At 73.3% G+C, this 13734-nt stretch carries 14 protein-coding genes; 12 read left to right on the top strand and 2 right to left on the bottom strand.

Translation table 11 applies throughout. The features are described from left to right. The first annotated feature begins 23 nt into the window (after window positions 1-23). From ACZ51S_RS13200 to ACZ51S_RS13255, 12 genes are all read left to right on the top strand, one after another. Entirely contained in the window at window positions 24-947 is a 924-nt protein-coding gene (locus ACZ51S_RS13200) for an ABC transporter permease (protein ID WP_468800952.1), read from the top strand. After that, a complete protein-coding gene (locus ACZ51S_RS13205) occupies window positions 940-1974 on the top strand; it encodes an ABC transporter permease (protein ID WP_468478368.1) in 1035 nt (344 codons plus the stop codon). Before ACZ51S_RS13200 ends, ACZ51S_RS13205 begins: the two co-directional genes overlap by 8 nt. Window positions 1975-1989: 15 nt before the next feature. Next, a complete protein-coding gene (locus ACZ51S_RS13210) occupies window positions 1990-2964 on the top strand; it encodes an ABC transporter ATP-binding protein (RefSeq protein WP_468884389.1) in 975 nt (324 codons plus the stop codon). Continuing rightward, window positions 2957-4018 carry an ABC transporter ATP-binding protein gene (locus tag ACZ51S_RS13215; RefSeq protein ID WP_468960757.1) on the top strand — a complete coding sequence of 354 codons (1062 nt, stop codon included), beginning with the start codon at window positions 2957-2959 and terminating at the stop codon, window positions 4016-4018. The genes ACZ51S_RS13210 and ACZ51S_RS13215 overlap by 8 nt, the downstream gene beginning before the upstream one ends. A 437-nt stretch (window positions 4019-4455) precedes the next feature. Beyond that, the gene (locus tag ACZ51S_RS13220) at window positions 4456-4650 is read left to right on the top strand and encodes a hypothetical protein (RefSeq protein WP_007266329.1); all 195 of its coding nucleotides are present in this window, start codon (window positions 4456-4458) and stop codon (window positions 4648-4650) included. 23 nt (window positions 4651-4673) lie between these two features. Beyond that, window positions 4674-5573, top strand: coding sequence for an N-acetyl-1-D-myo-inositol-2-amino-2-deoxy-alpha-D-glucopyranoside deacetylase (gene mshB / locus ACZ51S_RS13225; RefSeq protein WP_468884385.1), 900 nt, complete (start codon window positions 4674-4676; stop codon window positions 5571-5573). After that, window positions 5570-5953: a DUF6113 family protein gene (locus tag ACZ51S_RS13230; protein WP_468478366.1), complete on the top strand. Its 384-nt coding sequence runs from the start codon at window positions 5570-5572 to the stop codon at window positions 5951-5953. Before mshB ends, ACZ51S_RS13230 begins: the two co-directional genes overlap by 4 nt. 205 nt (window positions 5954-6158) lie before the next feature. Then, on the top strand, window positions 6159-8150 hold the full coding sequence (locus ACZ51S_RS13235; RefSeq protein ID WP_468960759.1) for a peptidoglycan binding domain-containing protein: 1992 nt from the start codon (window positions 6159-6161) through the stop codon (window positions 8148-8150). A 187-nt stretch (window positions 8151-8337) separates the two neighbouring features. Then, entirely contained in the window at window positions 8338-9297 is a 960-nt protein-coding gene (locus ACZ51S_RS13240) for an ABC transporter ATP-binding protein (protein WP_468960761.1), read from the top strand. Next, a complete protein-coding gene (locus ACZ51S_RS13245) occupies window positions 9294-10058 on the top strand; it encodes an ABC transporter permease (RefSeq protein ID WP_468960764.1) in 765 nt (254 codons plus the stop codon). The genes ACZ51S_RS13240 and ACZ51S_RS13245 overlap by 4 nt, the downstream gene beginning before the upstream one ends. 40 nt (window positions 10059-10098) lie before the next feature. Then, window positions 10099-11226: a sensor histidine kinase gene (locus tag ACZ51S_RS13250; protein ID WP_468801124.1), complete on the top strand. Its 1128-nt coding sequence runs from the start codon at window positions 10099-10101 to the stop codon at window positions 11224-11226. Beyond that, window positions 11223-11849 (top strand): response regulator, encoded by a 627-nt coding sequence (locus ACZ51S_RS13255; protein WP_468478362.1) that lies wholly within the window; start codon window positions 11223-11225, stop codon window positions 11847-11849. Before ACZ51S_RS13250 ends, ACZ51S_RS13255 begins: the two co-directional genes overlap by 4 nt. A gap of 57 nt (window positions 11850-11906) precedes the next feature. Here the strand turns inward: ACZ51S_RS13255 and ACZ51S_RS13260 are convergent, their stop codons facing one another. Continuing rightward, on the bottom strand, window positions 11907-12692 hold the full coding sequence (locus ACZ51S_RS13260) for a transglutaminase family protein (RefSeq protein ID WP_468478361.1): 786 nt from the start codon (window positions 12690-12692) through the stop codon (window positions 11907-11909). Continuing rightward, complete coding sequence (locus tag ACZ51S_RS13265; protein WP_468960767.1) at window positions 12689-13672, bottom strand: GNAT family N-acetyltransferase; 984 nt, start codon at window positions 13670-13672, stop codon at window positions 12689-12691. Before ACZ51S_RS13265 ends, ACZ51S_RS13260 begins: the two co-directional genes overlap by 4 nt. Window positions 13673-13734 lie beyond the last annotated feature (62 nt).

Here is a 13734-nt window from a genome sequence, read left to right on the forward strand (position 1 = left end):
ACGGATCGATCCTGGAGCAGTCCATGGGACGTTACGTGATCCGGCGGCTGCTCCAGATGATCCCCGTGTTCATCGGCAGCACCTTCCTGATCTTCATCATGGTCTACGCGCTCGGCGACCCGGTCGCGGCCCTCTTCGGGGACAAGGCGCCCGACCCCGCCACGGCCGCGCGGATCCGCAAGGACCTGTACCTCGACCGCCCGCTGTGGGAGCAGTACGTCCACTACATGGGGCAGATCTTCAAGGGTGACTTCGGCACGGCCTTCAACGGCCAGCGGGTCACCGAGCTGATGGCCACCGCCTTCCCCGTCACCCTGCGCCTGACCCTGGTCGCCATCGCCATCGAGATCCTCGTCGGCATCACCCTCGGCGTGGTCAGCGGACTGCGCCGGGGCAGGGCCGTCGACACCACCCTGCTGGTGCTCACCCTCGTCGTCATCTCCGTGCCCACCTTCGTCACCGGCTACCTGCTCCAGTTCCTCTTCGGCGTCACCTGGGGCTGGGTACGCCCCACCGTCTCCCCGGACGCCCCCTTCGCCGAGCTGATCCTGCCCGGCGTCGTCCTCGCCCTGGTCTCCCTCGCGTACGTCACCCGGCTCTCGCGGACCTCCATCGCCGAGAACGTCAAGGCCGACTACGTCCGCACCGCCGTCGCCAAGGGCCTGCCGCGCCGCCGGGTCATCACCCGCCACCTGCTGCGCAACTCCCTGATCCCGGTGGTCACCTTCATCGGCACCGACATCGGCGCCCTGATGGGCGGCGCCATCGTCACCGAGCGGATCTTCAACATCCACGGCGTCGGCTACCAGCTCTACCAGGGCATCCTGCGCAACAACTCGCCCACCGTGGTCGGCTTCGTCACCATCCTCGTCATCGTCTTCCTGGTGGCGAACCTGCTCGTCGACCTGCTCTACGCGGTCCTGGACCCGAGGATCCGTTATGCCTGAGCCCGAGAGCCCCGAAGGCCCCGGCGGCCCCGGAGGCTACGACCCGGTGGGCCCCCGCCCCCGCGAGGCGATGTCACCCACCGGCCAGGGCGGGGCCATGGACCTGGCCCTCCAGGAGGCCGAGAGCGTGGAAGGCGTCACCAAGGGGGCCGGACCGGCCGGCCCCGCCGGCCCCCGGGAGAAGGCCCGCTCCCTGTGGTCCGACGCCTGGCACCAGCTGCGCCGCAACCCCGTCTTCATCGTCTCCGCGCTGCTCATCCTCTTCCTCGTCGCCATCGCCCTGTGGCCCCAGCTCATCGCGAGCGGCGACCCCCTCCAGTGCGACCTGTCCAAATCGCAGCAGGGCTCCGCCCCCGGGCACCCCTTCGGGTACGACACCCAGGGCTGCGACGTCTACACCCGCACCGTCCACGGCGCCCGCGCCTCCATCACCGTCGGCGTCTGCGCGACCGTCGGCGCCGCCCTGCTGGGATCCGTACTCGGCGGACTCGCCGGCTTCTTCGGCGGCTGGGGCGACGCCCTGCTCTCCCGGGTCGCCGACGTCTTCTTCGGGATCCCCGTCGTCCTCGGCGGCCTGGTCTTCCTGTCCGTGGTCACCAGCACCACCGTGTGGCCCGTCGTCGGCTTCATCGTGCTGCTCGGCTGGCCGCAGCTCGCCCGCATCGCCCGCGGATCGGTCATCACCGCCAAGCAGAACGACTACGTCCAGGCCGCCCGGGCCCTCGGCGCCGGCAACGCCCGCATGCTCCTGCGCCACGTCGCCCCCAACGCCGTCGCCCCCGTCATCGTCGTCGCCACGATCGCGCTGGGCACCTACATCGCCCTCGAAGCCACCCTGTCCTTCCTCGGCGTGGGCCTGCGCCCGCCCACCGTCTCCTGGGGCATCGACATCTCCAACGCCGCCACCCAGATCCGCAACGCCCCGCACATGCTGCTCTGGCCGGCGGCGGCCCTGAGCCTGACCGTGCTCGCCTTCATCATGCTCGGCGACGCGGTGCGCGACGCCCTCGACCCCAAGCTGCGCTAGGGAGTGAGCCGCCAGATGCTGCTCGAAGTCCGCGACCTCCACGTGGAGTTCACCACCCGCGACGGAGTCGCCAAGGCCGTCAACGGGGTGAACTACTCGGTGGACGAGGGCGAGACCCTCGCCGTGCTCGGCGAGTCCGGCTCGGGCAAGTCGGTCACCGCCCAGGCCGTGATGGGGATCCTCGACGTCCCGCCGGGCAGGATCGCGGGCGGCGAGATCCTCTTCAAGGGCAAGGACCTCCTGAGGATGAAGGAGGAGGAGCGCCGCCGGATCCGCGGCGCCGACATGGCGATGGTCTTCCAGGACGCCCTGTCCTCCCTCAACCCCGTCCTCAGCGTCGGCGCCCAGCTCGGCGAGATGTTCGAGGTCCACCGCGGGACGTCCCGCAAGGACGCCCGCGCCAAGGCCGTGGAACTGATGGACCGGGTCAGGATCCCGGCCGCGAAACAGCGGGTGGGCGACTACCCGCACCAGTTCTCCGGCGGTATGCGCCAGCGCATCATGATCGCGATGGCGCTCGCCCTGGAACCCTCCCTGATCATCGCCGACGAGCCGACCACGGCCCTCGACGTCACCGTCCAGGCCCAGGTCATGGACCTGCTCGCCGAGCTCCAGCGCGAGATGAACATGGGCCTCATCCTGATCACCCACGACCTCGGCGTCGTCGCCGACGTGGCCGACAAGATCGCCGTCATGTACGCGGGCCGGATCGTCGAGGCGGCCCCCGTCCACGAGATCTACCGGGCCCCCGCCCACCCCTACACCCGGGGCCTGCTCGACTCGATCCCGCGCCTGGACCAGAAGGGCCAGGAGCTCTACGCCATCAAGGGCCTGCCGCCGAACCTGCTGGCCATCCCGCCCGGCTGCGCCTTCAACCCGCGCTGTCCGATGGCCCGGCCCGTCTGCCGGACCGAGGTCCCGCCGCTCGCGGAGGTCGCCCCCGAGCGGGCCAGCGCCTGCTTCTTCTGGAAGGAGTGCCTCGGTGCCTGAGCCCATCCTGGAGGTCCGCGACCTGGTCAAGCACTACCCGCTGACCCGGGGCATCCTCTTCAAGAAGCAGGTCGGCGCGGTCAAGGCCGTCGACGGGGTCTCCTTCGCCCTCGCCCCGGGAGAGACCCTCGGCATCGTCGGCGAATCCGGCTGCGGGAAGTCCACCGTCGCCCGGATGCTCGTCAACCTGGAACGCCCCACCGCCGGCGCGATCTCGTACAAGGGCGAGGACATCACCAAGCTCTCGGGCCGCGCCCTGAAGGCGGTCCGCCGCAACATCCAGATGGTGTTCCAGGACCCGTACACCTCGCTGAACCCGCGCATGACGGTCGGCGACATCATCGGCGAGCCTTACGAGATCCACCCGGAGGTGGCTCCGAAGGGCGACCGGCGCCGCAAGGTCCAGGAGCTCCTGGACGTGGTGGGCCTGAACCCGGAGTACATCAACCGCTACCCGCACCAGTTCTCCGGCGGCCAGCGCCAGCGCATCGGCATCGCCCGCGGCCTCGCGCTCCGGCCGGAGGTCATCGTCGCGGACGAGCCGGTGTCCGCCCTCGACGTCTCCGTCCAGGCGCAGGTCATCAACCTGCTGGCGCGCCTCCAGGACGATTTCGGCCTCTCGTACGTCTTCATCGCGCACGACCTCTCGATCGTCCGGCACATCTCCGACCGGGTCGGGGTCATGTACCTGGGCCGCGTCGTCGAGATCGGCACCGACACCGAGATCTACGACCACCCCACCCACCCCTACACCCAGGCGCTGCTGTCCGCCGTGCCCGTGCCCGACCCGCAGGCCCGCGCCCACCGGGAGCGGATCATCCTCTCCGGCGACGTGCCCTCCCCGGCCAATCCGCCCTCGGGCTGCCCCTTCCGCACCCGCTGCTGGAAGGCCGAAACCCGTTGTGCGACGGAGGTCCCGCCGCTGGCCGTCCCCGAGGCGTTCCCCGGGGGTCCGGCCGCCCACCCCTCGGCCTGCCACTTCGCGGCCGAGAAGCAGGTGGTACCGGCTCCCGGCGAACTCCCGCCCCCGCCGGCCCCGCTGACGGGACAGTAGCCGCCGCCACCGGTGCCGACCCGGCGCCGGGCCGGCCGCCAGGGCCCGCCGGCCGGCCCGCTCCGGCTGGAAGCGAGCGGTCGGGGCGCCCGGTGAGCGATCATTTCCAGCCACCCCGCGCGGGGAGGTCCGCCCCGGCCGTACGGGTACCAACCGGCTTAACGCGGAGGCAACTTGACCGTTCTGCCCCGAGATCTGAGGCGTGCAGTCTGGGCCACGTACGGCCGTGCGGGTGCCGACAGCCGGCCGGGAGGGCGTGCAGCCCTCCCGGCCGGTCCCCGTGTGCCCCCCGCCGTGCGCGGCATGCGCCCCTCGTGCTGCCGGAATTCGATCGATGCGCTGGTACGGATAGTTATGATCCGTAGCGCACGGTGGGTATGAATGCGCCGAGCACGAGTACGCATACCGATGTCCGCTCGACGTGGAGGTGAAACGCCGTGGCACTCTCGATCTCGGCCGTGGTGCTGCTGGCGATCGTCGTCTTCCTGCTGGTCCGGAAGTCGGGTCTGAAGGCGGGGCACGCGTTCGTCTGCGTACTGCTCGGGTTCTACCTGGCGAGTTCCACGGTCGCGCCGACCCTCAGCCAGCTGACGTCCAACGTGGCCAGCATGATCAGTGGCCTCAAGCTGTAGGCGGTGCTCGTAGGCTGGGGGCCATGAACGGTCTTCCCGCCCGTCGTCTGCTCCTCGTGCACGCGCACCCGGACGACGAGTCGATCAACAACGGCGTCACCATGGCCAAGTACGCGGCCGAGGGTGCCCACGTCACGCTGGTGACCTGCACCCTCGGCGAGGAGGGCGAGGTCATCCCCGCGGACCTGGCCCACCTGGCGCCGGACCGCGACGACGCCCTCGGCCCCTTCCGGGCCGGCGAGCTCGCCGCCGCCATGAAGGAACTCGGGGTCGCCGACCACCGCTTCCTCGGCGGCGCGGGCCGCTTCCGGGACTCCGGGATGATGGGCGCCCCGCAGAACGACCGCCCCGGCTCCTTCTGGTCGGCCGGCCTGGACGAGGCCGCCGGGTACCTGGTGGAGGTGATCCGGGAGCTGCGCCCGCAGGTCCTGGTCACCTACGACCCCGACGGCGGCTACGGCCACCCCGACCACATCCAGGCACACCGGGTCGCCATGCGCGGCGCGGAACTGGCCGCCGACGCCGCGTACCGGCCCGGGCTCGGCGCCCCGCACGCCATCGCGAAGGTCTACTGGAACCGCGTACCGGTCTCGGTGGTCGAGGCGGGCTTCGAGCGGCTGCGCGCCGCGGGCACCGCGTTCCCGGGCATCGCGACCCCCGGGGACGTGCCCGGGGTGGTCCCGGACGAGCGGATCACCGCCGAGATCGGCGACGAGGGCGACGCCACCGTCCTGGTGGCGGCGAAGGCGGCCGCCATGCGGGCCCACGTCACCCAGATCGCGGTGGACGGCCCCTTCTTCGCGCTCTCCAACGACCTGGGACAGCCGCTGTTCGCCCGCGAGTACTACGAGTTGGCCGCCGGCCGCTCCGGCGCGCCGGCCGGCGAACGCGAGCGGGACCTCTTCGCGGGGGTGGAGGCGTGACCACCGCGCTGACCCCGGGGCGCGTCGCCGCCCTGCTCGGCCTGCTCGTCGCGGGCGCGCTCACCGGCGCGGCCGGCTGGCTCGTGGTCGACCTGTGGTTCCCGGCCGGCCTGCTGCTGGCGCTGCTCGCCCTTTGCGGGGTGTTCCTCGCGGGCCGGATCGCCGTCGGCGCGGGACCCGGCGTGGGCGCGGGCGCGGCCGGCTGGTTCCTCTCCTACGTCGTCCTCAGCCTCCCCCGTCCCGAAGGGGACTTCCTGCTCGGTTCCTCCGGGATCGGCATGTACGCATACCTTTTGGGCGGAAGTGCCGCCGCTGTGATCTGCGCCACGATGCGCGGCTCCGCGCAGGGGCCGGATCCGGCCGCCAAGTCCCGCGGATAACAGGGCCCGGAACACCCGCACCCGCCGATCGGGGACGTGTTGCGGGGGTTTGACGGGCCCTCGCCCGGGGGCGTGCGGAAGCAGAAGAGGAACCCGGGATTCCTGCCCGACAGTTGCGCACGGGCGGCGGCCAGTATGGTGGACGGGCCGCCGAGCTGCCCGCGCACGGAATGACGGGCGGCGGAGCCAACCGGGAGAACCTGCCTTGAGTCGTGAAACCGACAGTTCGTCCCCCGGGCCCCAAGGGCACGGTGGAGCCGCCTACCCCTCGGGTACGCCGCCGTATGGAACCGGCCAGTATCCGTCCGTGCCACCCGGTCCCGGCGCCGCGACCGCCCCGGAGGAGAACCCTGTGACCTCGAACCCGTCCACGCCCGACACCGACGGGCCGAAGACAGAGACCCACCTGACGACCCGGATCCGGATCAACATCCCCGGCTCCCGGCCGATCCCGCCCGTGGTCGTACGCAAACCCGTCAAGGACGGCGGCCAGGACGCGTCCCCGGCCGCCGCCGCGCCGGACCGGGCCGAGACCCCGCGCACGCCCGAGCGCCGCCCCGCCGCGCAGGCACGGCCCGCGGCGCCGGCTCCCGCGCTCCCCGCGGCCCAGCCCCCGGCCCGCGGACAGTCCGCCCCCGCACCCGAGCCCGCCCCCGCGCCCGCAGAGGAGCCGGCCAGCGACTGGTTCGCCCCGCGCAAGGCGGCGACGCCCCCGCCGGCGGCGACGCCCGCGCCCGAGGCGGCCCCCGCCCCCGCGCCCGGTGCTCCCGGCTCGCACGCCCCCGGTGCTCCCGGCGCGGGCTACGGCTCCGCCGCGCCCACCGGCACCGGTGCGGGCTTCGCGCCCCCGGCCGACCCCGGGCGCCCGCAGCCCCCGGCCGCGTACGGCAGCGGAGCCGGCTTCGCACCGGCCCCCGCCGTCGGCGGCCCCGGAGCCGGCGCGCCCCAGGGGTACGCCGGGTACGACAACGGCCCCGTCACGGAGGCCTTCCCCGCCTTCGCGGAGCCGGCCGGGCCGACCGGCGGACCCGCACTGGGCACCGCACCCGTCGGCGCCGAGGAGACCCCGAGCTGGCCCGGCCCCGAGGCCTTCGCCGCCCCGGCCGCCGCGCCCGCCCCGGCCCCCGCCCCCACCCCGGTGCCCGCGCCCGGCCCCGCCGCCCCGCCGCCCGGCCCGCAGCCGCCGCGCCAGACCCGGCCGGCGCCCGCGCCGGCCGGCAAGTCCGGCAAGGCCGCCCCGGCCGGCAAGCCCGCCAAGAAGGGCCGCTCCAAGCTGGTCATGCTGGGCGGCGGCATCGTCGTCCTCGCGGGCGTGGCCTACGGCGCCGGTCTGCTGATGAACCACTCCGACGTCCCCAAGGGCACCACCGTCCTCGGCGTCGACATCAGCGGCACCCGTGACGACGCCGTCGCCAAGCTCCAGACCGCCTTCGGCAAGCGCGCCGCCGCCCCGCTCCAGCTCAGCGTCGGCGGCAAGACGGTCGAGCTGAAGCCCGAGAAGGCCGGCCTGACCCTCGACAGCCAGACCACCGTCCGCAACGCCACCGGCAGCGACTACAACCCGGTGACCGTCATCGGCTCGCTCTTCGGGGTCGAGCGCACGGCCACCGCCGTCATGCCGGTCGACGAGGAGAAGCTGCGGGTCTCCCTCCAGGAGCTGGCCGGCACCGCCGGATCGGCCTCCGAGGCCACCATCAAGTTCGACACCGGCAAGGCCGTCGCCGTCCCCGGCAAGGCCGGCGACGGCCTCGACGTCGACGGCTCCGTCGACAAGGTCACCAAGGCCTTCCGGGAGCTCGTCGCCAACGGCAAGGCCCCCACCGTCGAACTCCCCGTCGCCAAGAAGGAACCCACGGTCACCCAGACCGAACTGGACCGGGCCATGAAGGAGTTCGCGGAACCCGCCATGTCCGGCAACGCCACGGTCAAGGCGGGCACCAAGTCCATCGCCTTCGGCGCCAAGTCCCTGCCGAAGATCCTCAGTATGTCGGCCGTGGACGGACGCCTCGTCGAGAAGTACGACCTGGAAGCCCTGAAGGCGACCTACGGGAACACCTTCGACGGCATCCTGATCACCCGGGGCACCGGCGCCAAGACCCCCGTGACCCCGCAGGACGTCGCGGGCGCCCTCGGCCGGGCCCTGATCGGCAAGACGCCCGCCGAGCGGACCGTCACCATCGACACCAACCCGAGCTGACCGGCCCGCCCGACCGGCCCCCGCACGGCCCCTACGCGAAGCCCCCTCCCGCCCCGGGAAGGGGCTTCGCGGCCTTCCGGCACCCCGCCCGACCAGGCCCGTCACCTCCACCGCATGACATCCGTCATGCGGGAGTCACGACGGGCGACACTGCCGCGCCCACCCCCGTACGGGCGAACCTTGAGCCATGACGACGACGACAGCGGCACATCCCGCCGCCCCGGGCCCCGCAGGCGGAGCCGGTGAGACCGGCATCGTGGTGAGCTTCCGGGACGTGACCAAGAGCTACGGCCAGGTCCGGGCGGTCGACGGCCTCTCCCTCACACTCCACCCGGGGGAGACCGTCGCGCTCCTCGGCCCCAACGGCGCCGGCAAGTCCTCCACCCTCGACCTCCTCCTCGGCCTGCGCCCCGCCGACTCCGGCACCGTCCGCCTCTTCGGCACCACCCCCCGCGAGGCCATCGCCGCCGGCCGGGTCGGCGTCATGCTCCAGAGCGGCGGCCTCATGGAGGACGTGACCGTACGCGAACTCGTATCCCTCGGCTGCGCCCTGCACCCCCGTCCGTACCCGGTGGACGAGGTGCTCTCCCGCGCCGGCATCGAGGACATCGCCGGCCGCGTGGTCAACAAGCTCTCCGGCGGTCAGGAGCAGCGCGTGCGCTTCGCGCTCGCCACCGCCGGCCACCACGACCTGATCGTCCTCGACGAGCCGACCACCGGCATGGACGTCACCTCACGCCAGGCCTTCTGGGCCACCATGCGGGAAGAGGCCGCCCAGGGCCGCACCGTCCTGTTCGCCACCCACTACCTGGAGGAGGCGGACGCGATCGCCGACCGCGTCCTGGTCCTCAACAAGGGCCGGCTCCTCGCCGACGGCACCGCCGCCGAGATCAAGGCCAGGGCCGGTGCCCGCAAGGTCGCCTTCGACCTCGACGGCGGGATCGACGAGCGGGTGCTGCGCGCGCTGCCCGGCCTGACCTCCTTCGACCTGACCGGCTCGACCGTACGGCTCCAGTCGCGCGACGCCGACGCCACCGTGCACGCCGTGTACGCGCTGGGGCTCCGCCCCCGCAACCTGGAGGTCGCCGGCCTCGGCCTGGAACAGGCCTTCATCGCCCTCACCGAGGCCGAGGAGGCCACCCGATGACGAACTCGGTCAACACCGGCACCCTGCGGCTGGTCGAGCTGGAGATCTCCCGCGCCCTGCGCAACAAGAAGTACCTGTTCTTCACCGTCATGTACCCGGCCGCGCTCTTCCTGATGCTCGGCGGCACCCTGGACGGCACGACGAAGGTCATGGGCGCCGAGCTGGCCATGCCCGCCTTCTACATGGTCGCCATGGCCTCCTTCGGTGCGCTGACCGCCGTCCTGATGGGCAACAGCGAGCGCATCGCCAGGGAACGAGAGAAGGGCTGGGTGCGCCAGCTGCGGCTGACCGCCCTGCCCGGACACGGCTACGTCCTCGCCAAGACCGCCAGCGCGGGCGTCCTGTCGCTGCCCTCCATCCTGGTCGTCTTCGCCGTCGCCGCGGCGGCCAAGGGCGTACGGTTCGACGCCTGGCAGTGGTTCGCCCTCACCGGTGCGATCTGGGCCGGCAGCCTGGTCTTCGCCGCCCTCGGCGTGGCCATCGGATACCTGGCGACCGGGGACAACGTCCGCCCCATCACCATGCTGTTCTACTTCGGCCTCTCCATCCTCGGCGGGCTGTGGATGCCCACCGCGAACTTCCCCGCGTGGCTCCGCGACATCTGCGAGTGGCTGCCGACCCACGCGTACGCCGGTCTCGGCCAGGCCATCGAGCTCGGGGGCGCGCCGCACGCCGAGGACGTGGCGATCCTCGCCGTGTACTTCGTACTGTTCACCGGTGCGGCCGCCTGGCTGTACCGCAAGGACTCGCTGAAGGCTTGAGGCAGTGACGCTGACACAGGAGGCCGACGGGCCGCACCGGATGGGCCGGGCACCGCGGATCACCACCCACAAGGTGGTGAAGAGCCTGTGGATCGGCATCTGGCTCTTCTACCTCAGCGCCCCCGTCACCGACCTGATCAGCGGCGGGCACGGCACCTGGGCCCGGCTGCTCGGCGGCCTGGGCCTGCTGGCCTTCACCTCCTGGTACCTGGTGCTGGTCTTCCGCACCGCCAGGCCGATGCCGGTGCCCAGGGTCCTGCTCTCCCTGGCGGTGCTCGCCGCGCAGGCCGCCGTGCTGTCGCTGACCCTGGGCCGCGAATGGCTGGTGCTCTTCGTGTACGTGTCCATCTCCTCCGGTGCCGCCCTGCCGGGGGAGGTCTCCCGCTGGACCGTGCCGGGCGCGACCGCCCTGCTGACGGTGGTGGCCTTCGCGGTGCCGGGCGGCACCCAGTACCTGGCCGGGCTGCTGATCCCGGCCCTGATGGGCGGCTTCGCGATGGTCGGGGTCCGGGCGATGATCCGGACGACCGTGGAACTGCGCGAGGCCCGGGCGACGGTGGCCCAGCTCGCGGCCAACGAGGAGCGCCTGCGGATGGCCCGGGACCTCCACGACCTGCTGGGCCACTCGCTGTCGCTGATCACGCTCAAGAGCGAGCTGGCCGGCCGGATGCTGCCCGGACAGCCCGAGCGGGCCGCCCAGCAGGTGGCGGACATCGAGCGGGTCAGCCGGCAGGCGCTGGTCGACGTACGGGAGGCCGTCAGCGGATACCGGCGGCCGACGCTGTCCGGCGAACTCGCCGGCGCGCGCACGGCGCTGGCCGCCGCGGGCGTGGCGGCGGACCTCCCGGCCGGCTTCGAGGACGTCCCGCTCCCGGACGAGGCGGAGTCCGCCCTGGCGTGGTCGCTGCGTGAGGCGGTGACGAACGTGGTCCGGCACAGCGGGGGCCGGCGGTGCACGGTCACCCTGACCACCCAGCAGACCCTGGCGGGTCCGGTCGTGGAGCTGACGGTGTCCGACGACGGCACGGGCGGCCCCGCCGTCCCCGGCAACGGCCTGACCGGCCTGACCGAACGCCTGGAGGCGGTCGGGGGCAGCCTGTCGGCGGGCCCGGCGGGCAGGACCGGCTTCCGCCTGCTGGCGCGGGTCCCCCTAGGATCCGGGTCATGAGCGAACCCGACGCCGCCCCCATCCGGATCCTGCTGGCCGAGGACCAGTCGATGGTGCGGGAAGCCCTCGCGGCCCTCCTCGGGCTGGAGCCCGACATCGAGGTGCTGGCCCAGGCCGCCCGTGGCGACGACGTGCTGGAGGCGGCCCGGGCCCATGACGTGAACGTCGCGCTGCTGGACATCGAGATGCCGGGAATGACGGGCATCGAGGCGGCCGCGCAGCTGCGGGCCGCCCTCCCCGACCTCAAGATCGTCATCCTGACCACCTTCGGCCGCCCCGGCTACCTCCGGGGCGCGATGGAGGCGGGCGCCTCGGCATTCCTGGTCAAGGACGCCCCGGCGGCCCAGCTCGCCGACGCGGTACGCAGGGTCCTGACGGGGGAGCGGGTCATTGACCCCACCCTCGCGGCGGCGGCCCTGGCGGAGGGGGCGAACCCGCTGACGGACCGCGAGCGGGAGGTCCTGCGGGCGGCGGAATCCGGCGCGACCAACGCCGAACTGGCGGCCGGCCTCGGCCTCTCCCAGGGCACGGTCCGCAACTACCTCTCGACGGCCATCCAGAAGCTCGCCGCCCGCAACCGTGCCGAAGGGGTCCGCGTGGCCCGCGAGAAGGGCTGGCTGTAGCCCTGTCCCGCTCCCAGGCGCCACGGCCCGCGCGGCCTCCCGGCGCCGGCCCGGACGTCAGTTCAGCAGCGCGCGGGCGGCGACGGCCTCGCCGCGGATGCGGGCGGCGGTGGCGGCGTCCACCGCGTCCATGACCTCCGCGTACGCCTCCAGTTCGGCCGCGCCCTCGCGGAACGCGCCCCGTTCCACCAGCAGCCGCGCCCGCTCGTACCGCAGCGACGCCGGGTGGGAGGGCAGCAGCAGCGACAGGTCCAGCGCCCACAGCGCGACCCCCGACTGCTCCGGGCGGGAGGAGGCCCAGGCGCGGATGTTGTTCAGGATCCGCAGCACGATGTCCAGGGTCCGGGCCGGGGTCTTGGGGGAGGAGGCCAGCTCCGCCGGGCCCGCGCCCAGCGAGGCGCCGCCGGCGAAGGGGTCCACCACCACCGACTCCTCCGGGTCCCCGAAGCCCACCACGAAGTGCCCCGGCAGCCCCAGCCCGTACACCGGCGCGCCCGCCCGCCGGGCCACCTCCAGCCACACCACCGAGAGCAGGATCGGCAGGCCCCGCCTGCGCCGCAGCACCTCGTGCAGGAGGGAGGACGACAGCCGGTCGTAGTCGTTCGGGGTGCCGTGGAAGCCCAGCCGGCCCCCCAGCAGCTCCGTCACCGCCGAGGCCCACGCCCGCGCGTCCCGCAGCCCGTACGGCAGCATCCCCGCGAGCCGGTCGAGCTCGATCTCGGCCTCGTCCATCGCCCGTTCGTCCAGCTCCGGGTCCGCCTCCGCGGCCAGCAGCAGGCACATCCGGGCCAGGTCGGGCCGCTCCGAGCGGGCCTCCTCCGCGAAGAGTTCCCGGGTGTTCACCGCGCCGCCCGGAAGTGGTGGTAGGCGTGGTGCGCGGCGAAGCCCATCCCGTCGTACAGGGCCCGCGCCGGCGGGTTGTCCGTCTCCACCTGCAGCCACGCCGCGGACGCGCCCTCCTCCAGGGCCCGCCGGGCCAGCGCCGTCATCACCGCCGTCGCGAGCCCCCGTCGCCGCTCCTCCGGAGCGACGGTGACGGCCGCGAAACCGGCCCAGCGGCCGTCCACCACGCACCGCCCGATGGCCCGGCCGCCGCCCAGGGAGGCGAACCACACCGACGGGCCCCCGACCAGCACCCGCCGGGCCGGCTCCGGGTCCCGGACCTTGCCGTAGCGCTCCAGCCACCGCTCGTCCGGCTCGCGCGTGAGCCGGACGTCCGCCACGTCCGCGTCGGCGTCGGCGACCGGGGCCAGCGCCCCGACGCGCACCTCCGCGGAGACCTCCTTCACCCAGCCGTGCCGCTCCAGCTCCGCGCAGAGCAGCTCCTGCGTCCCGGCGGTACCGGTCGCGGCCTGCACATACGCCGGAAGGTTGCGCTCCGCGTACCAGGCGGTCACCCGCTCGAGTGCTTCGCCGACGGGTATCCCGGGGTCGCCGAGCGCGAGCACGGAGTTGGCCCGCCGGGTGAACCCGGCGGCGGCCCGCAGCGTCCACTCGCCGAGCCGCTCGCTCTCCAGCGGCTGCCATGCCCGCGCCGTGACCCGTGCCAGCTCCTCGAAGGAGGCGGCGGGACCCCTGCGGCGGGCCGGCGCCGGAGGCACCACCTTGCCCGCCACCAGCGACGATTCCGCGATGTGGACGGACACGCCGTCCTTGCGTGTGATCGTCAGCACACCCCCGGTCCAGGATGTGAGAACCCCGACCGCGTCCGCGAACGACGGGGTGGCGCTCCCCCCGTCCTCCACCCGTCGTACAGAGACTCGTTTACCCACGTCAGCGGGGGTAATACGGATCTCCAGCAGTCCACCGGCAGTGATTTCCACAGCTCTGTCCGCCCCTCCTGTTCGGATCGTGCCCGGGAACGGAGATACTAGGTGCGGGCATC

This window comes from Streptomyces sp. NPDC034043 (assembly GCF_055575675.1).

Bases quoted from the DNA above. Each gene is read 5' to 3' on its own strand.
- ACZ51S_RS13200 (WP_468800952.1), top strand. From the start codon at position 24: ATGGGACGTTACGTGATCCGGCGGCTGCTCCAGATGATCCCCGTGTTC.
- ACZ51S_RS13205 (WP_468478368.1), top strand. From the start codon at position 940: ATGCCTGAGCCCGAGAGCCCCGAAGGCCCCGGCGGCCCCGGAGGCTAC.
- ACZ51S_RS13210 (WP_468884389.1), top strand. From the start codon at position 1,990: ATGCTGCTCGAAGTCCGCGACCTCCACGTGGAGTTCACCACCCGCGAC.
- mshB (WP_468884385.1), top strand. From the start codon at position 4,674: ATGAACGGTCTTCCCGCCCGTCGTCTGCTCCTCGTGCACGCGCACCCG.
- ACZ51S_RS13240 (WP_468960761.1), top strand. From the start codon at position 8,338: ATGACGACGACGACAGCGGCACATCCCGCCGCCCCGGGCCCCGCAGGC.
- ACZ51S_RS13245 (WP_468960764.1), top strand. From the start codon at position 9,294: ATGACGAACTCGGTCAACACCGGCACCCTGCGGCTGGTCGAGCTGGAG.
- ACZ51S_RS13250 (WP_468801124.1), top strand. From the start codon at position 10,099: ATGGGCCGGGCACCGCGGATCACCACCCACAAGGTGGTGAAGAGCCTG.
- ACZ51S_RS13255 (WP_468478362.1), top strand. From the start codon at position 11,223: ATGAGCGAACCCGACGCCGCCCCCATCCGGATCCTGCTGGCCGAGGAC.